Source organism: Pseudundibacterium arcticum, assembly GCF_042646465.1.
Classification (GTDB): domain Bacteria; phylum Pseudomonadota; class Gammaproteobacteria; order Burkholderiales; family Burkholderiaceae_D; genus Undibacterium_A; species Undibacterium_A arcticum.
The window spans coordinates 23,726-48,493 of the sequence record NZ_JBHRTP010000096.1 but is presented as its reverse complement, the minus strand read 5'-3'; the positions used below and the strand labels follow the sequence as shown (position 1 = coordinate 48,493).

At 55.7% G+C, this 24,768-nt stretch carries 25 protein-coding genes and 1 pseudogene; 11 read left to right on the top strand and 15 right to left on the bottom strand.

What is annotated here, in order from left to right:
• Positions 1–133: 133 nt before the first annotated feature.
• Positions 134–892, bottom strand: coding sequence for an RNA methyltransferase (locus tag ACFOFO_RS24360; protein WP_390333255.1), 759 nt, complete (start codon positions 890–892; stop codon positions 134–136).
• A gap of 243 nt (positions 893–1,135) precedes the next feature.
• Here ACFOFO_RS24360 and ACFOFO_RS24355 point away from each other — a divergent pair, with 243 nt between their 5' ends.
• Together ACFOFO_RS24355 and ACFOFO_RS24350 are read left to right on the top strand one after the other, a co-directional pair.
• Complete coding sequence (locus ACFOFO_RS24355; protein WP_390324285.1) at positions 1,136–1,927, top strand: inositol monophosphatase family protein; 792 nt, start codon at positions 1,136–1,138, stop codon at positions 1,925–1,927.
• Positions 1,928–2,187: 260 nt separating this feature from the next.
• Positions 2,188–3,555: a DEAD/DEAH box helicase gene (locus ACFOFO_RS24350; RefSeq protein WP_390324284.1), complete on the top strand. Its 1,368-nt coding sequence runs from the start codon at positions 2,188–2,190 to the stop codon at positions 3,553–3,555.
• Between the two features lie 178 nt (positions 3,556–3,733).
• Here ACFOFO_RS24350 and ACFOFO_RS24345 read toward each other — a convergent pair whose 3' ends face one another.
• Positions 3,734–3,859, bottom strand: a complete 126-nt coding sequence (locus ACFOFO_RS24345; RefSeq protein ID WP_390324282.1) for a hypothetical protein — start codon at positions 3,857–3,859, stop codon at positions 3,734–3,736.
• A 238-nt stretch (positions 3,860–4,097) separates the two neighbouring features.
• Here ACFOFO_RS24345 and ACFOFO_RS24340 point away from each other — a divergent pair, with 238 nt between their 5' ends.
• From ACFOFO_RS24340 to ACFOFO_RS24315, 6 genes are all read left to right on the top strand, one after another.
• Positions 4,098–4,631 (top strand): nuclear transport factor 2 family protein, encoded by a 534-nt coding sequence (locus ACFOFO_RS24340; protein WP_390333252.1) that lies wholly within the window; start codon positions 4,098–4,100, stop codon positions 4,629–4,631.
• A 43-nt stretch (positions 4,632–4,674) separates the two neighbouring features.
• Positions 4,675–5,520 (top strand): EamA family transporter, encoded by an 846-nt coding sequence (locus ACFOFO_RS24335; protein ID WP_390333250.1) that lies wholly within the window; start codon positions 4,675–4,677, stop codon positions 5,518–5,520.
• Positions 5,521–5,638: 118 nt separating this feature from the next.
• Positions 5,639–6,040, top strand: coding sequence for a DUF2946 domain-containing protein (locus ACFOFO_RS24330; protein ID WP_390324279.1), 402 nt, complete (start codon positions 5,639–5,641; stop codon positions 6,038–6,040).
• 133 nt (positions 6,041–6,173) lie between these two features.
• Complete coding sequence (locus ACFOFO_RS24325) at positions 6,174–8,480, top strand: TonB-dependent receptor (protein WP_390324278.1); 2,307 nt, start codon at positions 6,174–6,176, stop codon at positions 8,478–8,480.
• A 10-nt stretch (positions 8,481–8,490) separates the two neighbouring features.
• Positions 8,491–9,885, top strand: coding sequence for a PepSY-associated TM helix domain-containing protein (locus ACFOFO_RS24320; protein WP_390324276.1), 1,395 nt, complete (start codon positions 8,491–8,493; stop codon positions 9,883–9,885).
• Positions 9,886–10,153: 268 nt separating this feature from the next.
• Entirely contained in the window at positions 10,154–11,062 is a 909-nt protein-coding gene (locus ACFOFO_RS24315; RefSeq protein ID WP_390333247.1) for a DNA ligase, read from the top strand.
• A gap of 21 nt (positions 11,063–11,083) precedes the next feature.
• On the opposite strand, the pseudogene ACFOFO_RS24310 reads toward ACFOFO_RS24315, so the two are convergent.
• Positions 11,084–11,288, bottom strand: a pseudogene (locus ACFOFO_RS24310) (MOFRL family protein); the annotation flags it as partial.
• A 122-nt stretch (positions 11,289–11,410) separates the two neighbouring features.
• On the opposite strand from ACFOFO_RS24310, the gene ACFOFO_RS24305 reads away from it, so the two are divergent.
• Entirely contained in the window at positions 11,411–11,785 is a 375-nt protein-coding gene (locus ACFOFO_RS24305) for a hypothetical protein (protein WP_390333246.1), read from the top strand.
• A 25-nt stretch (positions 11,786–11,810) separates the two neighbouring features.
• Positions 11,811–13,136: a PQQ-dependent sugar dehydrogenase gene (locus tag ACFOFO_RS24300; RefSeq protein WP_390328052.1), complete on the top strand. Its 1,326-nt coding sequence runs from the start codon at positions 11,811–11,813 to the stop codon at positions 13,134–13,136.
• A 63-nt stretch (positions 13,137–13,199) separates the two neighbouring features.
• On the opposite strand, the gene ACFOFO_RS24295 is transcribed toward ACFOFO_RS24300, so the two are convergent.
• The 8 genes from ACFOFO_RS24295 to ACFOFO_RS24260 form a co-directional block, all read right to left on the bottom strand.
• Positions 13,200–13,544 (bottom strand): hypothetical protein, encoded by a 345-nt coding sequence (locus tag ACFOFO_RS24295; RefSeq protein WP_390324273.1) that lies wholly within the window; start codon positions 13,542–13,544, stop codon positions 13,200–13,202.
• 215 nt (positions 13,545–13,759) lie between these two features.
• Positions 13,760–15,946, bottom strand: coding sequence for a putative bifunctional diguanylate cyclase/phosphodiesterase (locus tag ACFOFO_RS24290; protein ID WP_390324271.1), 2,187 nt, complete (start codon positions 15,944–15,946; stop codon positions 13,760–13,762).
• Positions 15,947–16,478: 532 nt separating this feature from the next.
• On the bottom strand, positions 16,479–16,637 hold the full coding sequence (locus tag ACFOFO_RS24285; RefSeq protein ID WP_390324269.1) for a hypothetical protein: 159 nt from the start codon (positions 16,635–16,637) through the stop codon (positions 16,479–16,481).
• 140 nt (positions 16,638–16,777) lie between these two features.
• Complete coding sequence (locus ACFOFO_RS24280) at positions 16,778–17,149, bottom strand: ElaB/YgaM/YqjD family protein (RefSeq protein WP_390324268.1); 372 nt, start codon at positions 17,147–17,149, stop codon at positions 16,778–16,780.
• Between the two features lie 78 nt (positions 17,150–17,227).
• Positions 17,228–17,650 carry a PRC-barrel domain-containing protein gene (locus ACFOFO_RS24275; protein ID WP_390324266.1) on the bottom strand — a complete coding sequence of 141 codons (423 nt, stop codon included), beginning with the start codon at positions 17,648–17,650 and terminating at the stop codon, positions 17,228–17,230.
• 373 nt (positions 17,651–18,023) lie between these two features.
• On the bottom strand, positions 18,024–19,103 hold the full coding sequence (locus tag ACFOFO_RS24270) for an ATP-binding protein (protein ID WP_390333243.1): 1,080 nt from the start codon (positions 19,101–19,103) through the stop codon (positions 18,024–18,026).
• A gap of 185 nt (positions 19,104–19,288) precedes the next feature.
• Positions 19,289–19,540, bottom strand: a complete 252-nt coding sequence (locus tag ACFOFO_RS24265) for a DUF2188 domain-containing protein (RefSeq protein ID WP_390324263.1) — start codon at positions 19,538–19,540, stop codon at positions 19,289–19,291.
• Positions 19,541–19,594: 54 nt separating this feature from the next.
• The gene (locus ACFOFO_RS24260; protein ID WP_390324262.1) at positions 19,595–19,753 is read right to left on the bottom strand and encodes a DUF3309 family protein; all 159 of its coding nucleotides are present in this window, start codon (positions 19,751–19,753) and stop codon (positions 19,595–19,597) included.
• 394 nt (positions 19,754–20,147) lie between these two features.
• Between ACFOFO_RS24260 and ACFOFO_RS24255 the strand changes: the two genes are divergently transcribed.
• Complete coding sequence (locus ACFOFO_RS24255; RefSeq protein WP_390333242.1) at positions 20,148–22,907, top strand: hybrid sensor histidine kinase/response regulator; 2,760 nt, start codon at positions 20,148–20,150, stop codon at positions 22,905–22,907.
• Between the two features lie 228 nt (positions 22,908–23,135).
• Here ACFOFO_RS24255 and ACFOFO_RS24250 read toward each other — a convergent pair whose 3' ends face one another.
• From ACFOFO_RS24250 to ACFOFO_RS24235, 4 genes are all read right to left on the bottom strand, one after another.
• Positions 23,136–23,369: a CsbD family protein gene (locus tag ACFOFO_RS24250; RefSeq protein WP_390324257.1), complete on the bottom strand. Its 234-nt coding sequence runs from the start codon at positions 23,367–23,369 to the stop codon at positions 23,136–23,138.
• A gap of 131 nt (positions 23,370–23,500) precedes the next feature.
• Positions 23,501–23,611 (bottom strand): entericidin A/B family lipoprotein, encoded by a 111-nt coding sequence (locus tag ACFOFO_RS24245; protein WP_390328049.1) that lies wholly within the window; start codon positions 23,609–23,611, stop codon positions 23,501–23,503.
• Between the two features lie 57 nt (positions 23,612–23,668).
• Positions 23,669–23,908: a ChaB family protein gene (locus ACFOFO_RS24240; protein WP_390324255.1), complete on the bottom strand. Its 240-nt coding sequence runs from the start codon at positions 23,906–23,908 to the stop codon at positions 23,669–23,671.
• 18 nt (positions 23,909–23,926) lie between these two features.
• The gene (locus ACFOFO_RS24235; protein ID WP_390324253.1) at positions 23,927–24,490 is read right to left on the bottom strand and encodes a BON domain-containing protein; all 564 of its coding nucleotides are present in this window, start codon (positions 24,488–24,490) and stop codon (positions 23,927–23,929) included.
• Between the last annotated feature and the right edge of the window lie 278 nt (positions 24,491–24,768).

Here is a 24,768-nt window from a genome sequence, read left to right as displayed (position 1 = left end):
TTTGGCCTCCAGATACTCCCACTAAATTCCATCGTCAGTTGCACTTCATAGTTGAATCCGCGGGCATTGAAGCGAGAACAAACAATCGGCATGCAAAAATACAGGGGTGAGTATTTATTTTTCGCCGGCACCGTCAGCGACCCGTTTTAGCCAATATCTGCTTCGCAATGCCGCGCAAAATATTGACTTCCTCCACCTCGAGCTGGGTTCTTGCGAACAGCCGTTTCAGCCGCGGCATCAGTTTTTTCGGATTATCCGCATCCAGAAAATCGATCGCCACCAACGCCCGTTCCAGATGCGCAAACATGCCGTCGATTTGTGCGATGCCGGCCGCCTCGCCTTGAAACCCGATGTCGGTGGCGGGCGGCTGATCACCCACGGCGGCGACTCGGCATTCATAGGCCAGCACCTGAGCCGCCTGCGCCAGGTTCAGCGACGAATAATCCGGATTGGCGGGAATATTGATCAGCACATTGCACTTTTCGACCGCCTCATTCGGCAGGCCGAAGCGCTCGTTGCCGAACAGCAACGCCGCAGTCAGTCCGGATTCGGCCGCCAACTGTGCGGCCAGCGCCCGTGGCGCCATCACCGGCGGCGAGAATTCGCGCAGTCTGGCCGTCACGGCAGCTGCAAAATTGCAACCCGCCAGCGCCTCCCCGATCGAGCCGACGATGCGAGCACCGCTCAGAATATCCTGCGCGCCGCTGGCAAACGCGATCGCCTCTTCCTGCATGGTCGCGTCGGCAAAGCGCGGATTGACCAACACCAGCTCCGAAAACCCCATGGTTTTCATCGCGCGCGCGACTGCGCCAATATTGCCGGGGCGGCTGGTTTCCACCAGTACAAAACGCAGGCGATTGAAAACAGGCGTGTCGATTTGGGGCAGCTTCATTTAAAATAGCGACATTGCGCGGTAAAGATGTGGGAACTTCGGCGACCTCGATAATGTAACGATGTGCGCCGGCGCCAGCAAGAACCAGTCCAAAATCAGCCCAAGATCGGTCCGAAATAGATCAAGCCCGGCTGAATTGTTCAGTACATCATCGCCGCATCGCTCTTTAATCATTGTCGTTCTGTGCCGTTGGCCCACCCATATCCGGGTGACCGACGACACCGTCATTTTAACGGAAGCTCTATGCACCCAATGCTCAACACGGCGATCAAGGCTGCCCGCCGCGGCGCCGCGGTCATCAACCGCGCCTCTTTCGACCTCGACCGCGTCCAGGTCACCGAAAAACAGCACAACGATTTCGTCACCGAAGTCGACCATGCCGCCGAACAGGCGATCATCGAAGTGTTGCTCAAGGCCTACCCCGGCCACGCGATCCTGGCCGAAGAGTCCGGCGCCTCCGCCAATCTGCACGACGACAATGAACATGTCTGGATCATCGATCCGCTCGACGGCACCACCAACTTCATCCATGGTTTTCCGCAGTACTGCGTATCGATCGCATTGCAGCACCGCGGCGTCATCACCCAGTCAGTAGTTTTCGACCCTACCCGCAACGACTTGTTTACCGCAACCAAGGGCGCCGGCGCCTACCTGAACGACAAGCGCATCCGCGTCAGTCGCCGCGACAGGATGGCCGATGCATTGATCGGCACCGGTTTCCCGTTCCGCGACACCGCGGACCTGGACCAGTACATGAATATGTTCCGGATCATGACCGAAAGATGCGTCGGACTGCGTCGCGCCGGCGCCGCCGCGCTCGACCTGGCCTATGTTGCGGCCGGCCGGCTCGACGGCTTTTTCGAGAAAGGCCTGCAGCCTTGGGATATCGCGGCCGGTTCGCTGCTGATCACCGAAGCCGGCGGCATCGTCGGCACCTTTGCCGGCGACTCGGACTATCTTTACAAGGGCAATGTTCTGGCCGGCACACCGAAAATCTTCGCTCCGATGGTAGGTCTGCTCTCGCCATTCGCCTGAACCAGCGCCGACATCGCCACCAAACGGCCCGCAGCAATTGCGGGCCGTTTGGCATCTTCGGCCCGGCTGGCGATCCGCCCGACTTGCGGTTCGGTCCGGCCAGCAGGATGGAAACTACGGGCAAATCGAAAGCGCTGTTATACTTGGGCCCGCGGCACATTGACCAGTCCCCTTGCCGCTGTCCTACAATCCCCTAATCCGATTGCCTGCGACTGGCGCCTTCAATGGCGACAGGCCGATCTTCTTCTCAAAGAATCATCATGTCCTTTACCCAACTCGGCTTGTCCGACGCCATTGTTCGCGCCATTACTGACCACGGCTACACCACGCCCACCCCGATCCAGGCACAGGCCGTTCCCGCCGTGCTGGCCGGAGGCGACCTGCTAGCCGGCGCGCAGACCGGCACCGGCAAGACCGCAGGCTTCACACTGCCCATGTTGCATCGCCTGTCGACCAATGCGGTCGGCGCCGCACAAACCAACAAGACCTCGCAGCGCGTGATTCGTGCCCTGGTGCTGACGCCGACGCGCGAACTGGCGGCCCAGGTCGAAGAAAGCGTCCGCACCTACGGCAAGTACCTGAACCTCAATTCCGCCGTGATCTTCGGCGGCGTCGGCATCAACCCGCAGATCAAGATGCTCAAGCATGGCGTCGACATTCTGGTTGCCACGCCGGGCCGCTTGCTGGACCATCATCAGCAAGGCACGATCAATCTGAACCAGGTCGAGATCCTGGTGCTGGATGAAGCCGACCGCATGCTCGACATGGGCTTCATCCATGACATCAAGAAAGTGCTGGCGATTCTGCCGCCCAAGCGCCAGAACCTGTTGTTCTCTGCCACTTTTTCCGACGACATCAAGGTCCTGGCCGACCGCCTGCTGAACAATCCGGCAATGATCGAAGTCGCCCGCCGCAATTCGACCGTGGAAGTCATCGCCCAGAAGGTGCACCCGGTTGACCGCGACAAGAAACACCCGATGCTGTCCCATCTGATCAAGAGCAACAATTGGAGCCAGGTGCTGGTGTTCACCCGCACCAAACACGGCGCCAACAAACTGGTGGAGCAGCTCGATAACGACGGCATCGGTGCAATGGCGATCCATGGCAACAAGAGCCAGTCGGCCCGTACCAAGGCCCTGGCCGAATTCAAGGACGGCGCCCTGCAGGTGCTGGTGGCGACCGACATCGCGGCGCGCGGCATCGACATCGACCAACTGCCACACGTAGTCAACTACGACTTGCCGAACGTGCCGGAAGACTATGTGCATCGGATCGGCCGCACGGGTCGCGCCGGTGCCACTGGCGAAGCGGTATCGCTGGTCTGCGTCGATGAGCACATCATGCTGCGGGATATCGAAAAGCTGATCAAGCAGACACTGCCGAAAGAAGTCATTCCCGGCTTCGAACCCGATCCAGCCGCGCGTGCCCAGCCGATCCAGATGCGCTCCGGTAATGGCGGTCATGGCGGTGGCGGTGGCGGCCGCAATCAGCCGCGTTCGGCAGGCGCAGTGGTCAAGGTACGCAGCGCACAGACTGCCAAACCGCGCAGTGGCCCACCGGCACCGGGTGGTGCCAAATCCGGCCCACGGCCGGCCGCAGCGCGTCGTTCCGGCGGTCGCGGACGCTAAGCTTGCCGGTCGAAATGCTTTGACGATCTGATTTGGCGCTCGTCCAGGCACGACAATGCGCCTTCGCACTCAACGGCGAAGGCGCATTTTTTATGGCCTCATGGTTGAACCTGGACCTCTCGACTGGGGCGCAGTACCGTTAGCAAATCGACTATTCTCCTCTTTCCCCGAAAAAAAATCAGAATTCACGATGCTTAAATTCCTGTCCGCACTCGCCCTTTCTGCGCTCACGCTGAATCATTGTCTCGCGGCCGATGATCTGCGCCACGAGATGCAAATGATTGCAGATCAGGCCGGCGGTCATGTTCACGCTCCTTCGATCGTGCGAGTGGGGCAAGGTCACAAGACCGAAGCCGCGCATTGTCAATGAAGTCGACGACGCAAACGACGAGCTGACACGATTGATCCGCTTGAATGCAGTTAAACGTTACGCGATCGTCAACATGGTCGCTTGCGGCTGCAGTCGGTACAATACGTTCCGCGCTGCAATCCGTCGATCCTGTTTGCGGCCGACCCTGACATAAATCACTCCAGAAATTCATATGCACAAAATCATGACCTTGTTGGTCGCAAGCCTTGCGCTGACGTGCTCCGCGTTCTGCACCACGCTGCACGCCGAGAATACCAGCCATATCGGCCGCCATCAAAGCACTCCCGACGATGTTCAGGCCATCAATCAGGTGCTACTCGATTTTCAATCGGCTCTGCTCAACAAGGACGTCAAGCAGCTGTCCTCCTTGATGCTCAATTCAAATATTCTGTTTGCATCCCCATCCGATCAACAAACGATCACTCGCGCCAGGGAACAGGTTGACGTCAACTACGACGGCCTGCCTACCGGCGGTTATTCCAATTTTGCGCGATTCATCGCCGGCTCGAAAAAGCGGGTACAGGAAAAATTCTACAACGTCAAAATCTCGCAAGACGACAATCTGGCATGGGCCAGCTTTGATTTTGAATTTCTGGAAGACGAGAAAATCCAGAACTATGGGCTCGAGAGTTGGCAGCTGATGAAAACAGACGGCCAATGGAAAATTTTCAGCGTGGTGTGGTCGTCGCACGGCTCGCCCCAGTAACAAGTCCCATTCCTGTCCAATTCACGTTCTACCTGAACCTCTCATGCGTATAGAAATGATTTACGGCCTGGTGCTAGTGGCCGCACTGGCGCATGCGCTATGGAATAGCATCGTCAAGGGCAGCCAGGACCATCTGCTGATGTTGGGCGCAATTCGATCGGTTGGTCTCTTAGTCGGCGGCATTGTCGCCTGTTTCGTGCCCCTCCCTGCCGCCGCCAGCCTACCCTTTTTGCTGACGGCTGCCGCGGTTCATTATGTGTACTACGCCTGCATGTTGAATGCGTACCGACTCGGAGATTTGGGCCAGGTGTACCCGATTTCGCGCGGCATGGCGCCGTTGGTCGTCACGATTCTGGGGATCGTGATCGCAGGCGAATATCTGGACGGCTGGAAATTGGCCGCCATTTTCCTGATTTCAACCGGCCTGTTATCGCTTTCCTTTTCACGGGGAAAACCGCCATCCAAGGCAATTGCCTTCGCCATTGCTACCGGCTTGACGATCGCGGGCTATACCTTTCTCAGCGGTCTGGGCATTCGTTTGGCGGGGTCGGCACTGAGCTATATCGCATGGCTGGAAATAGCCGCCGGTGCGGGCGTCGTCATTGCGGCCACGGTCCGACGTCGTTCCACTGCCATCGAATTTGCGCGATCGCATTGGCGGATCGGAATGATAGCCGGCATGTTGTCAGTGGGCGCCTATGGGATTTCCCTGTGGGCCATGACCCGATTGCCGATGGCTCCGGTGGCTGCACTGCGCGAAACAAGCGTGATCTTTGCGTCGCTGATCGGCGTAATCAGCCTGAAAGAAAAATTCAGCCTGCCGCGATTTGCAGCTGCTTGCTCGGTGGCAGTCGGCATCATCGTTCTCACTTCGCCACACGCGGCATAAGCGTTCCGTTTTGGCGATACCCAGATAACGAACCCATGCTGTCCGAGCTTGCATGCAACTCCACGCGCTACCGCGTGGAGCTATGTGCAGGGCAAATGGTCGGCTATAATCGCTGCCCATGATGAAATTGCTCGCAAGAAAACGGCTGCAGATCTGGATCGCGTGTCTTGCGATCCTGTTCAATGCACTCGCGCCTTCTTTGTCGTACGCAATTTCAGCCATGCAGGGTTCATCCCGCGCCTTTGTCGAAGTCTGCAGCGTCGATGGCACCAAGCTGGTGTCGCTGACCGCCGATAAGGTGCCCGATGGCGCTCCGGCGCAGGATTCGGCGCTGCACACGTCTGCGCACTGTCCGTTCTGTATGGTGCACGCCGATACTTGGGCGCCGCCACCGGCCCCTGCCACCGCATTTGCGCTGATCGGCGGCCATGATGCATTTCCATCGCTGTTCTATCGCTCGCCCAAGCCGTTGTTTGCGTGGGCCAGAGCCAATCCGCGCGCCCCTCCCGTCGTTTCCTGATCACCGCTGATTCCGGCGACTGGCGCTGCAGCACTGCGCCCATCGCCGGGCTATTCGATCGCGTCTTCCCGACGCCTGGCCCGCTGCCGACGATCTTTCCGTCCGCAGCCGCAATCACATCACAGGATTCGACATGCAATTTCGTACCACCCCCATCGCAGCTGCCTTGCTGGCAGCCTGCTCGAGCGGCGCATTTGCGCAGGAAATGGCCGATGCGCCGCTCAAGACCCTCGGCACGGTCACGGTCACCAGCGGCCGCCCCAGCTCGCTGCCGACGCAAATCCCGACCACGATCGAGGGCATCAGCGCCGCGCAGATCGCCGACAAGATCAACGCGACCGACAGCGAAGATGCGCTGAAATATTTCCCGAGCCTGAATGTGCGCAAGCGCTTCATCGGCGATTACGACCACGCAGTGCTGGCCAGTCGCGCGTCGGGCACCGGCAATAGCGCACGCTCGCTGGTATATGCGGATGGCATCTTGTTGTCCAACCTGCTCGGCAACGGCGCCAATTACACGCCGCGCTGGGGCTTGGTGTCGCCGGAAGAAATCGCGCGCGTCGACGTGCTGTATGGTCCTTTCTCGGCGGCCTACCCCGGCAATTCGGTCGGTGCGGTGGTCGACTATGTGACACGGATGCCGAAACAATTCGAAGCCCACGCCAAGCTGAGCGGCTTCAGCCAGGCTTATCAGCAATACGGTACCGACACCACTTACACTGGAAAGCAGGCCAGTGCCTCGCTGGGCGACCGGAACGGTGCTTGGGCCTGGTGGCTCGATGTCAGCCGGCTCGACAACAACGGGCAACCGATCGCGTTTGCCAACAAGCTTCTCAGCAGCGGCACCATCGGCAGCGGCGGCACGCCGGTGACCGGTACCATAGCGGACAAAAATCCGGCCAACAAGGACTGGCTGATCCTGGGGTCAACCAATCAGGTTCACACCATCCAGGACCACGCCAAGGCCAAGCTGGCCTATGATTTTTCGCCGGTGATACGGGCCAGTTACACGCTGGGCTGGTGGCGCAACGATGCGGTGCGCAGCGCCGACAGCTATCTGCGCGATCCGTCCGGCAATCCGGTGTATAGCGGCAATATCAATGTCAACGGCCGTCAGTTCACACTGACGCCGGCCCATATCGCGCCCAGCCGCGCTCAGCTGGAACATGTGATGCATGGCCTGTCGATCAAGAGCAATACCAAGGGCGTGTGGGACTGGGAACTTGCGGCTAGCCGGTACGATTACGCCAAGGACCAGCAACGCACGCCTGGCGGCGCCCTGCCGGCGTCCAATCAAGGTGGTGCCGGTTCGATCACCGATTTGAACGGTACCGGTTGGAACACGCTGGCGCTGAAAGCAACCTGGCGCTCGGATGACCAACTCGGCATCCGCAGCGCGCACGTCGTCGATGTTGGTTACCAACGCGACAGTTACCAGTTGCGCACGTTGGTATCGAGCACGCCGGACTGGATCAATGGAACGGCGGCGGCGCGCAGCTCTGCCTTCAACGGCAATACGCAGCTCGGCAGCCTGTATGCACAAGACACTTGGCGCATCGCGCCCGACTGGAAGACCACACTGGGCGGCCGGCTGGAACAATGGCAGGCGTTTGGTGGTGAACTGTCGAATGCCAGCACCACGCGCACCTTCGGCGAGCGCAAGGAAACCAGTTTCTCACCGAAGGCGGCGCTGGCCTATCAGGTCGCCCCGGATTGGGCGCTGAAGGCATCGCTCGGGCGCGCCGTGCGCAATCCCAGCGTCGCCGAGCTGTACCAGGGCGCGTTAGTGGCGAATACGATCGTCAACAACGATCCGAATCTGCGTCCGGAAAAATCCTGGACCAGCGAACTGACCGCCGAGCACAATCTGAATAGCGGCGAAATGCATGGCACGCTGCGCGCCACTTTCTTCCACGAAAACACGCGCGACGCGCTGTACTCGCAAACCAACGTGACGGTGTCGCCGAATGTCACCAACATCCAAAACGTCGATCGGATTCGCACCAGCGGGCTGGAACTGGCGTATCAGGCCAGCGACGTTGGCCTGGCTGGGCTGGATCTGTCGGCGAGCCTGACCTATGCGCATTCGATCATCGCCGCCAATGACAAGTTTCCGGCCAGCGTCGGCCAATGGCAGCCACGCGTGCCGCAGTGGCGCGCCAACCTGGTCGCAACCTATCAGCCGGACTCAACATGGGCGTACACGGTCGGTGCCCGCTACAGCGGCAAGCAATTCGGCACGCTCGACAACAGCGATCCGAATGGTGCCACTTACACCGGTGTCAGCAGCTTCTTTGTGACCGATGTGCGAATACGGTATCGCGTGGCGAAACAATGGACCGCCGCGGTCGGCATCGACAACCTGAACAACGCGACGTATTGGGCCTTCCATCCGTACACGCAGCGCACGCTCGTGGCCGAACTTAAGTTTGACCTGTGAGGCGATCATCATGGCTATGAAGGATCAACAAACCGCGGGCCTGGTCGGCACCGAAGCGACCTCGGCGTCGTCGTCGCTGCCGTCGCTGCCATCAATTACGGCGCAGCGCCGCAGCCTGTTCTGGCGCGTTCATTTCTGGGCCGCGTTGATTGCGTCGCCTTTCGCTTTGCTGGCGGCCCTGACCGGCATGTTGTATGTTTTTACGCCGCAAATCGAAGGCGTGCTATATCACTCGCTCGACCGCGTTGCGCCGGCAGTCACGATGCGCCCGCTCGACCAGCTGGTCGAGGCGTCCTGGATCGGTGCGCCGGATGGCTGGACCGTGCGCTCGGTGGTGCCGCCTTACGCGGCTGGTGACAGCCTCAGGGTCAATTTTGCACCGTTCAGCGCCAGCGCGGCGCGCCGTTCCGAAAGGACGGTGACGGTCTATGTCGATCCAACGACGGCACAGATGCTGGGCAGCCTGGCGGACGCCGACCGATTCGGTTCCTGGGCCAAAAAGCTGCACTCCCGTCTGCAGCAAGGAGATGGCTGGCGCTGGATGATCGAACTCGCCGCCAGCTGGCTGATGGTGATGCTGGTCACCGGCATCGCACTGTGGTGGCCGCGTGCACACCAGAAAGCCTGGCCGCAACCGGGTGCCAGCGGACGGAATAAATGGAAGCAATGGCACGGCTTTATCGGCGTGGTGCTCGGCTTGATGACGGCGACGGTGCTGATTACGGGACTGACCTGGAGCAAATACGCCGGCGATCAGGTGCGGGCGCTGCGCGACCATATCGGCCAGACTCCGCCGCAAGTCCCGCGCTCGCTGCAATCGGCTGCGGTGCCAGGCGCAGCGTCGATCAGCTGGCAATCCGCATGGGATCGCGCACGCGCGCTGGCGCCGGACGTGCGCCTGCAATTGACGGCACCGGCCACCGAACACGGTGTGTGGCGGGTCACTGCGGCCGATACCAGCCAGCCGACCAAGCGTTTCGATCTGATACTCGACGGCTACAACGGTGCAGCGCTGTATTACGCCGACTGGCGCAAGCAAACCGTCTTCGCGCAAGCCACCGCGATCGGCATTCCGTTTCATCGCGGTGAGTTCGGCTGGTGGAATCAGGCTCTGCTACTGCTATTTGCGTTAGGTGTCGTGTTTTCGATCCTCTCCGGCTGGGTCATGGTTTTCAAACGTCGCCGGGCCGACGCGTTACGTCTACCGCCGATGGTGGCGCAGTTGTTGCCGCCCTTGTTGCCGGGTGCCTGGAAGTCGGCCTCGCCGCTGGCATGTGCCACTGCGGCGCTGATGTGCGGCGCGATGCCGCTGCTGGCGGTATCGGCGGTGCTGCTGATCACCGTCGAATGCGGACTGGCGCTGCTACAGAAATCCGACAGCAACGCTGAAATGGCGACTGGCTAAAGGTCGCCGGTGATTTCCTATGATTTTTCGGAGCAGTATCACCGCGCGAATTAACAATACTCCCAATCAGTATATTTATAAATACCAATACTTATATGCGCGATACGACAACTAGTGGCCGGAGTATATGCGGGAAGCAAAACAGGTAAAAATTACAGGCACGCCGCATCAATGGCTCATATTTCATGCATTTTAAACAACTCTGCGCTAGCATAGCTGGCCCGGTCATCAGCACTGCATGAATTCCCCAACCAACAGGAACCCATTGATGCAATATTTCCCTCCATGGACCACGTCTGACCGCCAGCTTCAACTGCCGCGCCGCCACCTACTGGTATTCCTGCTGGCAAGCGCCAGCGGTCTTGCGCCGCTGCCATCGCTGGCGATCAGTTATCCGGCGCCGGTGATGCTGGCCAAGGTCTATCGACCCGGCATCCCGCTCGCGCAATACTGGGTCAGCGAAAAAATGGATGGCGTGCGCGGTTACTGGGATGGGCAGCGGCTGCTGACGCGTCACGGCGAGCCGATTTATGCGCCGGCCTGGTTCACGGCCGGCTGGCCGAAGCTAGCACTGGATGGCGAATTGTGGGCCGGCCGCGAGCAATTTGCCACGGCCGTCTCGACGGTGCGCCAGCAAACGCCGGACGATGCGGCGTGGCGCACCATGCGCTTCATGGTGTTTGATTTGCCCGCGCATGGCGGTACATTCGACCAGCGCATCCCGGCGCTGCAAGAGGTGTTGGCAGATCTGGCGCTGCCGTGGGTCCAGCCCGTCAGGCAATTCAAGGTCGCCAATCAGCAGGCCTTGCAAGCGCAACTCGATGACATCGTCAAGCAAGGTGGTGAAGGCCTGGTGCTGCATCGCGGCGATTCGCTGTATCGCGGCGAGCGCAATGACGATCTGCTCAAATTCAAACCGTATGAAGACGCGGAAGCCAGAGTGGTCGCCCATCTGCCCGGCAATGGGCGATATCAGGGCCAGGTGGGCGCATTGCTGGTAGAGACGGCAGACGGCAAACGCTTCCGGCTCGGCAGTGGCTTGAATGACCAGCAACGGCAACAAGCACCCGCAGTGGGAACCTGGGTCACCTATCGTTTTCGCGGCGTCAATCCGAGCGGACTGCCGCGCTTCGCGACCTTCATGCGGATCCGGGAAGACATGCCGCCAGCCCGCTAGCGTCAATGGTCGGATGCATTCTCACAGAATCAGAATCGCCCGAGAATCGTTGACGTTGGTGCGCGTCGGCCCGCTCACCACCAGATCGCCGAGTGCCGCGAAGAATCCGTAGCCGCCGTTGTCGCGCAGCGCGCATCGGCGCAGGCCGAGTACCGCCGCACGCGACATTGAATCATCCAGAGAGCGCGCCGGCATTGTCTTCCGAACCATCGATACCGTCGGTGTCACGTGGCGACGCCACGCTGACCGCACGGAAAATGGCACTGATCATCGCTTCACGTGCGCTATCTCAACGGCGAATCGTTAGGTGTCGACTATGCTGCTTATCAAAACAAAAGGAGGGGCAACGTGGAAACAAGCACAGTGCTGCAAACCAGCACGGGTTTATTGGCGATATCGGCGGTCGGCGGTTTGATCATGGCGCTAATTCGTTTCAGCGGCAAACCGCGCCCGCCTTCATGGCTGGCAATGCTGCACGGTTTTTTGTCGGCAGCCGCGCTGACATTGCTGATTTACGCTGCCGTCACAATCGGTTTGCCGCAGTTGGCGCAAGCCGCCCTCATCCTGTTTCTGCTAGCCGCGTCCGGCGGGGTACTGCTCAACCTGAACTACCACCTGAAAATGGTGCCGCTCCCCAAATGGATGGTACTTGCCCATGCCGGGATCGCAATCATCGGTTTTCTATTGTTACTGGCGGCGACATGGTCCGCGTCGCATAGCTAGACTGCCCTTCCTTCTTGGAGTCGCCATGAAAAGGATGATTGCCACCTATATTGCCGCGTTGTTGACGCTCTGCGGCGTGCAGGCTTGCAGTGCTTCCCCGCCGCTGCCGATCGAATCGGGAATGGGGCCGAAGCCGACGTTGCCCGAGCCAGATCATAATCTGATACCCACAGTCAATGTTGCGCCGGCCAAGGGCTGGCATACGGGTGAAAAGCCGGTCGCCGCGCGTGGACTTTCGGTGGATTTCTACGCGAAAGACCTTGATCATCCGCGCTGGATTTATGTGCTGCCCAATGGCGATGTACTGGTCGCTGAAACTAATGCGCCGCCCAAACCGGAAGATGCGAAAGGCATCAAGGGCACGCTCATGAAACATTTCATGAAGCGCGCAGGCGCCGGCGTAGGCAGCGCAAATCGCATCACCCTGCTGCGCGGCATCGACGAGCATGGTGTAGCACGGTTACGCACGGTATTCCTGGAAGGTTTGAATTCGCCATTTGGTATGGCTTTGGTTGGCAGCGATCTTTACATCGCCAATACCGATGGCGTGATGCGCTTTCCGTATCGTGAAGGCCAAACCAAAATATCCGAACCGGGCGTTAAGTTGCTCGATCTTCCGGCTGGGCCAATCAATCATCATTGGACCAAGAACCTGATTGCAAGCCACGATGGCAAGAAGCTGTATGTCACGGTCGGTTCAAACAGCAACGTGGCCGAGAACGGCATGGATAAAGAAATCAACCGTGCCGCAATCCTGGAAGTGGATCGTTCGAGCGGGCAGTCCCGCATTTTTGCCTCAGGCTTGCGCAATCCAAACGGTCTGGCCTGGCAGCCGCAGACCGGTGCATTGTGGACCACCGTCAACGAGCGCGATGAGCTCGGCAATGACTTGGTTCCCGACTATATGACCGCGGTAAAGGATGGTGCCTTCTATGGATGGCCCTACAGCTATTTCGGGCAGCATGTCGACACCCGGGTAAATCCACCACGGCCGGATTTGGTGGCTTCGGCCATCGCCCCAGACTATGCGCTAGGATCGCATACCGCAGCACTCGGTCTGGCATTCTATGAGGGCAAACTACTGCCAACACAATACACAGGTGGCGCCTTTATCGGTCAACACGGCTCATGGAATCGAAAACCGCGCAGTGGATACAAAGTGATTTTCGTGCCGTTCTCCAACGGCCAACCCTCCGGGCTGCCGCAAGACATTCTGACGGGATTTCTCAATACTGATGGCGAGGCCTTGGGACGTCCGGTCGGCGTTGCATTCGACCGGTCAGGGGCGCTGTTAGTGGTGGATGATGTCGGCAATGTGGTCTGGCGCGTGACGCCGACCCCAAGCAAATAAGGCCACGCTACAAAGCCGGTCCGCGCGACGCCAGGCTCCAGCCATTTTGTACGCGATCGCCGCTTAATGATGCTTCGATTTTTTGGGATCTTGTTCTGGTGTCAGTTGATGATCCTCTTTTGCCGGCACCACATCCGGCGCCTTTTCAATCCTTGAAAATCCGGAACTGATGGAAATAGGATCACTCGCAGGAAAACTAAATTCGAGTGCGTCGTCAAGAAGGCATTCCGCTATTTTTTCGCCTTCATCGAGTCGGGCCGCCTCTGGCAATTCGGCCACCGGATCGCTGGCGGGAAAAGTGTGTTTGAGTGCGGAGTCCAACAACTTTTCTTCATGCGGGACTGCAGTATGTTTAACCGCAGGATGAACACTAGTCTCTCGTTGACGCGCATGTTTATCTTGGGTCATTCAGAATCTCCTATCGGATCGCTGTGAGAACAACATCCCCAGATTGAGTGCGGGGGAAGCATTGCAGAATCATTGCATTTCATGAACGGACATTGAACTGAGACAAATTTTTGATAGGGCAAGTTCAATAAACTTCCATTTTTTCGCTTTTCCGCAAAAACATCCCGAAAACGTCGGCCGTAGGCAAACTATCTCCTGGCATCCAGCTTGCTGTATCAACGGAGGGAAATTTCTTCCCGAGCACGCGCCAATTCGGGCATTGCCCTGGTTTGCAACAGCGCAGTGAATTTGTCTGCCGGCACCGGAATACTGAAATAATAACCTTGCAACTCATCGCAGGCATGCTCGGCCAGAAAGTCGGCCTGCTCCTTGGTCTCCACACCCTCTGCAATAACCGTCAGATTTAAGCTTCTACCCATCGCGATGATCGCCTTTGTGAGGGTCTTGTCGCCCATATTGTTAGGAATGTCCTGGATGAACGAGCGATCAATTTTTATTGTGTTCAGGGGGAAGCGTTTCAGAGTGGATAGCGAAGAATAGCCTGTACCAAAATCGTCGATGGCGAGACGGATGTTTTTATTCTTCAGTGCGGTCAGTACCTGTATTGCCTTTTCAATATTTTGCATCAGCATGCTCTCGGTAATTTCCAGTTCAAGCAGGGCCGGCTCCATGCCTGTTTGCTCAAGTATCGAAGTGATGTCTTCCAACAGTGCCGCATCCGAAAACTGGCGCGCCGACAGATTGACGGCCATCGTCAGAGCCGGGATGCCCATAGTCTGCCAAACAACATTTTGCATGCAGGCGGTTCTCAGCACCCATTTGCCGATCTCAACAATCAACCCGGTTTCTTCCGCTAGAGGGATGAACTGCATTGGCGCCACCATACCGAGATCCGGATGGTTCCAGCGCAGCAATGCCTCCATGCCCGTAACCGAATCCGAACGAGAATCGACCTTTGCCTGGTAATGGAGTTCAAACTCACCGCGTTCCAGTGCATGCCGCAGGCTCGACTCCAACGCCAGCTGCTGCAGTGAGTTCGTGTTCAGCGCCTCGGAAAATAGAATGAAATTATTTTTTCCTTCTTTCTTCGCCTGGTACATCGCGATATCGGCATTCTTTAACAGTGACTGCGCGTCCTGGCCAGCAGCGGGAAAGGTGGCGATACCGATACTCGCCGTGACGCGGAATTCGTGGCCAACTAGCATAAAGGATTTGCCGATGGCGCCAAGAATTTTGCGCGCGACCACGTCCAAACGTCCGATTTCGTCGAGTTCGGACACCAGGACTACGAATTCGTCGCCGCCAAAACGTGCTACCGCGTCACTTTCGCGCAAACAGGATTTGATTCTTGTTCCTATTTCCTGCAGTAACTCATCGCCGGCTTCATGACCAAGCGTGTCATTAATATATTTGAAACGGTCAAGATCGATGAAAAACAAGGCGATCTCTTTGTCGTAGCGGCGTGCATTGACAAGGCTATGGTCTAATAGTTTGCCGAACAAAATGCGGTTCGGCAGCGAAGTAAGGCTATCGTAATACGCAAGCGTTTCATTTTTCTCCGCACTGATCTGATGTTCGTGTACTTCCTGTTTCAACAAGGCGTTGCTTTGTTCAAGCTCATGCGCGTGCTCGCTCTGTCTGGCATGGCTGAGCGCAAGGGCTTCGGCCATTTTGTTGACGGCGTTGCCGAGGGAGCCGATTTCATCTGCTGCTTGCACCGGTACACGAGTGCTGTAATTTCCCGCTGCGATGATGCTCACCATGCGCTCCAGTTCGCGCAGGCGCCGGGTAATTCTGCGGGCTACCTGCGTTCCGAAAATTGTGGAGAACAATACCAATGCAATCCCTGTCACGATCACAAAATATAGGCCTGCTTTCGCAGCGTCGAGCAACTCGTCATAAATCTGCGTGTATTCGAGAATCACGGCGCCGACGATTGGGCTTTCCAGTTTCGACTGGTCTTTTCTCAGTGCAACAACGATCTGCTTTGCTCCCTCTGCATGGAGCGCGTTTAACTCAACAAAGGTCCTGACCTTGCCATCGATGATTGTTTTTCCGACTTCGTTATCGGGATCGTGCTGGAATATCTGGTTTACCTCTTTAACGTCTGCATCGGCGACACCCCTTTTGTGAATGTCCACAATGCCAATGTCGCGCTTGTATAGGTTGTGCATGCCATTAATGTAATCCTGCAGGAACTTGGGCTTGTTTAGCACATCATCCATACCGGTGTTGGCCACTGAAGTTGCCAGATGTTCCGCCTCCAGTAGTGCAGCTCGCTCTATTGTTTCGAACTGTTTCTTTATCGCTGAGAGCGCTACTAGCGCGATCAGCAGCGATACAATCACGAAAGCGGCAGTAAGCTTTTGGCGAATGCTGATTGCGAGATTGAGTTTACTCATTGTCGATTCCCCCTACGATTCTTCCTCATTGTGGTTCAGAATAGCCCCATTAATTGCATATCAGCAATGCTGGTTGTGCTACTCCTAGCATTTCTTGTTGTGGTTGTTTTAATTCAAGGTTTTCTTGAGGACTCGCCGCCAGGGATAATCGGCTGGTTAAAACGTACTTGAAAGGGTTGAACCGGGAGACCCCGACGACTTATCTGGAGTTGGAGTCGCCGACCTCGCGTCAAGAGGCGACCGGTTCGGCAGACACAGCAAAGAGTTGAAGCGGGCGTCGGTTCCAGGCTGGTTCCTGCCCTTCTTGTGCACTTTGGTTTCGACGCGTTCCGGGACCACGGTAACCCCAGGCGGCTTCTTTTTTCGCATGTCCCATTGATTTCTCCAAGTATCCATCCACGCAGTGGCAACTCGTACGAACAGACACATAAAAACGGCAGGAATTACAGGGGTGCTGTAATAAATGCCGATTGGTCTACCCTATGAGCAAAAAAATAGCGCGGGCTCCGGCCCGCGCCTTGATCAGATAAATCTAACTGCGCTTTTGCTGCTTGTCAGAGCTTTTGTGCTCCTGCTTTTTATGTGCATCCTGGCCGCTCTTTGTGTCTTGCCGTTTATGTTCATCCGATTTCGTACCTGCCGTTTGGGTATTTTGCTGATCTTTATGCTGCTTTTCGGTGGGTGCATTCATGGCAACGCTCCTAATAATGGAATGAAGTGAGACTTTACCGACGGCAAAGCCACGAGAACACTGCAATAAACAGCGTCGGCGACAATCAATGCAACGTCCATGCCATCACACCGGGTGCGCGGTGACGAACCGCCGCCCCCTTATCGCGAGCTGAAGACGCGACTCAACAAATATCCTATGCCTGCCGCAATCCCGAGCGAGGTAACCGGGTTTTCGCGCACATAGACGCGAGCTTCTTCCATCAATCGAGCCTGCACCTCTTTCAACTGGTCGCCTTTGGAGCCGAGCGTTCCCGCTGCGACGGCCAACTTATCGACGGCCTGATGTGCTCCGGATGCGATCCGATCCACTGCAGGACGGGCCGCACCCGACACTTTGTCAATGGTGTTGTGCGCTCCGGCACTTACCTGGTCCAGACTGCTCGCCATATTGCCTTGGTTGGGTTTTGCGCTAGGAGTGAGTTTTTCAAACGGTTCCATGATTTCTCCAGAAAAGATTGTTTTGATTTTCACAACAGATCTCGATTTCCCGAGATATCCGGGTAGACAAATGCCCGCCCACTATCTACAGCCGACAGTTACGCTTAAACGCTACAACGGTGGAGATTCGCCGGAATTAGTATCTATTCCGTAATAGGTATCGATACTTCTTGCCCAATTCTTATCGGCCATATCGGGCCAATGGTCCTTGTCAAAACCTGGTGCATCTTTCAGACGGTCCTTGTCGACATTCAAAATAAAACGTTCATGCTGTGTGTCGAGCTTCAAGGCGCCCCATGGCACGGCGAATAATTTTTCTCCCATTCCAAGAAAGCCGCCGAAGGAAAGGACGGCATAGTTGACCCTACCCGTGCGCGTGTCCATCATTATTTCCTTGATATCGCCCAGGTCCTCTTCCTTTTCGTTGTATACATCGTTTCCGATCAGAGTATCTGCGCCCATTACGCTCGGGCCAGGGCCTCCACTCCGATTGCTTTTGTACATGCCGTAAGTATCACGATCCAAGTAGCTCATTTTTCAACTCCTTTCGAACAGCCGGGTTGGGTTACGTTCTGCATCTTCGACAGCCAGACATAACATACAAGTCATACAAGTTCGACTCCGTAAAATCGGGAAGATTTCCGCAGCAGCTTCGCCAAACACGCGAACGCATCATGATCAACAGCATTTTTTGTGCCACCAAAAACGAGCTCGGCGCCCCGGCGCTGTAAGGGATGTGATTGAAAACCAACGGTACGGGAACTGGTAGTTTCGTACCGCCCACATTGCGTTTTCCTGACCAGACAAAGATATCCCGCAAACCGCTCGGGTAGAAAATGGGCTAGAGCGGCGCTTGTTGCGGCTTCTCAGGAACGCCCGAATAATTTCGGGGCTGTCCAAAATCGTCTCATTTTCTGTGGAACGATGTCTGCGATGACAGCTCGCTGGCGAGCGGCAATGTGAGGGAAAATGTCACTCCTTTATCTGACTGATCGTCGACGGTCAGGTCACCCCCGTGAGAGCGCAATATTTGGCGAACCATATACAGGCCGACCCCATGATGGCTCATATTAATGGGGAGATAAGTACTGTCCAATTCATCCAGCAATTCACCGAATCTGGCCTCCTCGCCGTCAGCCTTCAGCAAAATGCAGGTATTGGGGCCGTTGATCGTCTGTTGTATGTGCAAATTCCCGTGCTCAGACATCTCCGACAGGGCCATGACCGCCAAGTCCAGGACGCTTTGCTTTATCCGATCACGATTTCCATATACGAAGGTCTGATGTTCAAGCGGCTGCAATGTCAGATTGACGCGCTGCTTTAGCGTCTTCGGACGCAACAATGACTCGGTTTCGCGCAACAATTCTCTCAAGTCAAATTTCTGCAAATCAGTCGTCGGCGCCTTATTGAGATCGAGAACGAACTGTAATGTGTGATTTAACCGCCCCAACTCTTCATGCAATACCGCGCTGTGCTTCTTGAGTGCATCATGAATACCGGCTCCCGCGTCCTCCACGATGTCATCGAGAAGCGAAAGTGTAATTTTCATGACGTTCATCGGTCCCCGCATGTCGTGGATCAGCGCGGAATACAGATAGTCTTGCACACGCGTCTTGCTTGCAACGAGAAACGCAGCTTCAATATTATTGTCGGACGTTCGGTCGCTTAACAGAATGAGGTAGCCACTGCATTTATTCTTCCCTACCGGAAAAACATCCAGTTCAAATAGCAGAGTTTTGGCTGCGCGGCGAAGCTCAACTTTTAACTTGCGAAACTTTATGAGCTGGCTCTTGCCGACATGTCCGAACTGAGGACGAATGCATTGAACCCAGATATCCTTCAGTTCCGCTTCATCGGTACAGTCGAGGAATCGATACGCCAAGGGGCTGGCGAATTCAATATCAGCGGCAGTGTTCAATATCACCACGGCGACATTCATCGTGCGAGCTAAAGCATCCAAATGCTCGAATTCACATGCAGATTTCATGTTGGGCTAGCGTGATTGCAAATTTGGTCAATATCGGTCCCCGTCATTGTTGGCAAGCTCCGTCCAAATCGCGCAACAGTAGTGACATTAACGCGCAGATAAAAAATGGGATGACCGTGTACGCTACCACGCATCACAATCGAATTACAGGCGGCAAGCCCTACTTCGGTGGGCGAGGCACCTTATTATTGTTTATCGAGTTGGGTGGCTTCGAAAGCATTCAAAGCATGCTCACTTCGCGCTTCAAGTCGCCCCTCCTTCCCGTAAACTTCCACCACCGTATGCTGTTTAATCTGCGCCACCGCAATGGCATACTCCACCGCATCATCTCTTTCATCAAAATCGGCGATCGGCACCACACTGCTGGAATTTGTGACATTCCAACGTGCGGCCATCGGGCGAACTCTTAAAACCGTAGTCCGATCATTTGGTTTCATGGGTGATTTCCATTAGCCGCATCTCGTCTTGCTGTATCGACGGCCAAATACCTGTTACAAGCGCCCCATTACCAGCATCACGATCACAACAATTAAAATGATCCCCAAAATGCCGCTTGGCCCATAACCCCATCCGCTACTATGCGGCCATGTCGGTATTGCGCCGATCAGAAGCAAGACCAGCACAATTAACAAGATAGTTCCTATGCTCATTTTATTTCTCCTTGTCCGACTACCTTCCGGTCCACAATAATGCCGACCAACTACCCTCCAACAACGATGAATCGATTTTCGCGATGCATCAAATCTAACCGTGCTTGAACTATCTCAAGATCAATTGCAATGATCGATGCAATTATTTGAGTTCCGTCGACGTCGCCCGATTCGCATGCAGTTACGTTAGTACGAGTTGCCCCTAACCATGGAGCATCTTTCATGCCACATTTTTTATCCCGCGATGAAGTAATTTTCGCAAATCCAGGAACTATCTACTCTACGAGCACCAGAAAATGCTCACTGGCTTGTGTAAGGACTACAACAGAACCGGCAATCCTTACCGCATCTCCGACACTTCCTATCTAACACTGCGTTTCCGAACCAGGGCGTGATGCAAAACAGACGTATAACCGATAGTGAAGCACAACGACGCGCAAATCCCTTTCAGGAAATGTCCGCAGTGCGAATTCGAGCGCCATTCGACTTGGGCCGCGAGGGCATTCTTATGCTGGATGCCGACAGCGGGGTGATCGTCGAGGCCAATCCAGCTATGAGTGAGTTGACGGGATACACCAACGCTGAATTGCTTGGGAGACAGCTTTGGGAACTCGACATGTCTCGAGAATCGGAATCAAATCCTGTCACGCTCCAGGCATTGCGAGCCGCAAATGGCGTGCTCTGCAAACAGTTGTTGCAACTCGGAAAGAGGGGCAGGCGATGCGAAATTGAAGTCAGTTACACCTTCGCGCTATTACATGACAGGCCCGTGATTCGGTGCAAGATAGTTGAAATTGCCCATCGCGAACACGCGGAGCGGACGCGGCATGACAGCGAAAATTTGTATCGTTCACTGATCAATATTTCGCCGCAAGGGGTGTGGCTGTCCAATCCGGATGGAATCCTTCAGCTCATTAATCAATATTGGACCGAGTACAGCGGGCTGATATTGCAATCCGACAAGGACGAAGCGTGGATCAATCAGGTCCATCCCGCCGATCGCGAACGGGTGTGGGCAGATTGGCAAAACAACGTGGCAGCAGGCACCACCTTGGAGAAGGAATTAAGGCTGAGGCGCGCCACAGACGACGAATATCGTTGGCACCTGATGCGAACGGCGCCAGTCCGCGAGGTCAGGGGACGGGCCGGGCAATGGCTTGTGGTCGTGATTGACATCCACGAACGGAAATGTGCCGAGGAAACCAAGGCCCTACTCGGAAACATCATCGAATCGTCGGACGACGCTGTTATCAGTAAATCGCTGGCCGGCGTAATTACGAGCTGGAACGCCGGCGCAGAGCGGCTCTTCGGCTACACGGCGAAGGAGGCAATCGGCAAGCCGATCGCCATGTTGCTGCCGGAAGAGCGGCAGAAAGAAGAACTGGCGCTGTTCCAACGAATACGACGTGGCGAACGCATCAATCATATTGAAACCGTGGGAGTGACGAAGGGGCGCACGTTACTCAATATGTCGGTCGCGATATCCCCCTTGCGCAACGACCATGGCGAGGTCATTGGCGCCTCAATTGTAGCGCGGGACATCACAGAACGCAGACGATCGGCCGATGCGCTACGGATAAGCGAACAACGATTTGCAGCGATGTTCAGACAGGCCACAGCTGGTGTCGCGCAAACCGATCTGAACGAAAAATTTATCCTCGTTAATCAGCGATTTAGCGATATGGTTGGCCGAACAGCCGATGAATTACTGACGCTTCGCATGCGCGACATTACCCATCCGGAAGATCTACAGCATAACAATGGGCTATTCAGACTGCTGATTAACGAAGGCGAAGACTTTGTCACCGAAAAACGTTACATGCGACCCGACGGCACGTCGGTATGGGTGATCAATACAGTCTCGCTGGTGCGCGATACTGACAACAGACCGGTGTATACCGCGGTGATCGTGTTTGATGTGACTAGTCGAAAACTGGCGGAACAGGAGCGTGCCGAACTGCTGGCGCGAGAGCAGGCCTTACGCGCGCAAGCCGACGCAGCTAATCGTGCCAAGGACGACTTCCTGACGACGTTATCGCATGAATTGAGAACACCATTGAATGCCATTCTCGGCTGGGTTCAAACCCTTGAAATTGGCACGCATGACGATGAGACCCTAAATCGCGCCTTGCATGCCATCGAGCAAAGCGCTCAGGCACAGACAAAATTGGTCGAGGATTTACTCAATGCGTCATATATCGTTTCCGGGCGATTGCGATTGGATATGCAATCCCTGAGTCTCGTGACAGTGATCGATGCCGCAGTCGAATCTTTGCGCCCCGCCATTGCAGCCAAGCAGATCGACTTCACGATGTGTTTGAACTCCGATGCCGACAGTATTATTGGCGACGCCGCCCGCATACAGCAGATCGTATGGAATCTGGTGTCGAATGCCGTCAAATTTACGCCACGCAAAGGCGAAATCAGTTTCAATCTGACCAGCAGTGAATCGCATGTCAATCTCATTATCGAGGACAACGGCGAAGGCATCGGCGCGGATCTCTTGCCGTTCGTATTTGATCGCTTCAGGCAGGCCGATTCCAGCAGCAAGCGCATGCACGCCGGTCTTGGATTGGGGCTGGCGATCGTCCGTCACCTGGTCGAATTGCACGGCGGCCTGGTGAAAGCGGAAAGCGACGGAGAGGGAAAAGGCGCTCGCTTTACCGTGCAACTTCCAATCCATAAACAAATTCTACCTAAACTGTTTCATCATCGGCCCGCGGCAATCCACATTCCGATAGATACAGTAAAACTCAAAACCAGATTGGACAATGTGAAAATTGTGTCGGTCGACGACGATGACAGAAGTCGCGAAATGCTGCACACTGCCTTACAAAGGGCCGGTGCCAGCGTCATATCGGTATCCTGTGCCGGTGACGCCGTCGCGGAGCTAGGTCGGGTCTGGCCGGATATTCTCTTGTCCGATCTCGGCCTACCAGCAGAAGACGGCTATGAATTGATGAAGAAAATCAGGTCATTGCCGTCGTCGGGACGCAAACCACTTCCCGCTATTGCCTTGAGCGGTTACGCGGACAAGGCGTCCCAGCTAGCAGCAGAATACGTCGGATATCAATGGTTTATTGCGAAACCGGTGAATCTCGGAGAACTAATTGAAGTGATACGAAGGTTGACTGCGATTTCCGAATCCGAATGATTCCTTGGGCATCTTTTTTCTGACGTATGCGGACTCGGAGCCTTGCCATGCGGATTCAGGTTAACGTGCGGCGATTTCCGATAAAAATTCAGCACAGCCAAAATTGACCGATCCATGCTGGAACGGCATTTCGGTCTGCGCTGATATGTAGTGATCGCGATCTGATCTGACAGCAATCTGACAGTTACCCGGTTTGACGCGCGCGACCGCCAGATTTAATTCAGTTGTTCAATGTGGTGGTGGCCGCTTGACACCCGACGCTTCGTCTATCCGCGACTCCCAATCCTTCAACTGTTTCTCCGCTTCATCCTTGCCAATTCCATATGACTCCTGGATTTTTCCGGCCAATTGATCACGCTGCCCGGCAATCTCGTCGACCTGATCGTCAGTCAGCTTGTTCCATTGCTGTTTGACTTTGCCCTTTAACTGTTTCCAGTTGCCCTCAATCCGATCCCAGTTCATGACGTACTCCTTTCGAATGGCCCTCTGATATTGCCCCTTTGCGTCTTGGGGTCACGCAATTTGTATGCCAACGCGTTCACTTGGCAGATCCGCCTCGCGGCCGCCAGATGGTGCAAGCCGATTTAGACGCATCATTTCGCTTTCTGCGCTTCACTTTGGACTTTTTCGCCGCCGCGCTCAATGTCCTTGCCCGCGCCCTGGATCGTGTTACAGCCGCTGATGAATCCTGCCAATATGAACATTGCTGTTAAGATTTTGAACATGATTTTCTCCGTTGGTGTTGTTGACCGCGTGTCAGGTTAATGTGCAGAGTTCGGTTCCCATTTACCTGTTTCACTGTCCTTGTGATAGCTTCGTTTTACTGCCGCCCATGCTACTTTATGGGCGGTTTCCTCCCTGGATTCATCGTCACGGCGCTGCTCCTTGCCGGCATATTCGTGCCAAGCGCTATTGAAAGATTTTTGATAAATTTCCTGCGCATGCAGCGGCAGATTGTCGCGGACGCTTTGCGGAAGATCTTGCGGGTGTTTATACGGCATGAATGTTCCTGATATCACTCAGCCCGACGATTTGACGGTCAATTGATTGTCAACCGATTTTACGCCGCTCACTGATTGCGCAACCTGTTTAGCCCGGTCGATGCTCTGCTGAGAATCGATCGCCCCGCTCAATGTAACCACGCCGTCTGCCGTTTTGACATTGATCTGCATCGACTTCAGGCCAGGCTCGGCGATGATGGCAGTCTTGACCTTTGCTGTGATTGCGGCATCACTGACGGCAGAGCCGCCCTTGGCGCCTCCCTGATCGGTCGTTCCCATTGTGCTGCCGGTGGGACTGGCAGCACCAGATGTTGCCGTTGCATCGCCCGATGTCGTCCCGGTCGTGGTGGTTCCGGCATTTGTGCCTGTTGCAGTTGAAGCGGCCGTACCCGCGCTGCCGGTGGCTCCAGTTGCAGTGCTGGTCCCGGCAGTGCCGGTAGTATCGCCGGTAGTGGGCGCAGCACTTGGCGTCTGATCGGTGCGCCCCATCGTATCCGCGGTTTTATTTTTATCGCAGCCGTAATTTGCGGCCGCAGCAATACTCATGATCACAATCCAAGTGAAGGTTCGCAAATGCTTCATTTCAGTTCTCCTTGATTCATTAGAATTTATAGGCCAGATTATCTGGAGATCAAGGCTCGAATCGACCTTCCTTCCAGCCGGCCCGCAATTGCCATGCCACTAGCATGCAATGGACTTACACATCCTATGATTGCGTTTTGCACTAAAAGAAGTGGCGAAAATCTATCGGTAAAAAATGCTATCCGTTTGTAAGAGTTGTCGTGTCATTGCATCTTTCAGGAATTATTGTGAAGTAGTCTTACAGACTAAGCGATAACCGGTAACGCGCGGACGATTAT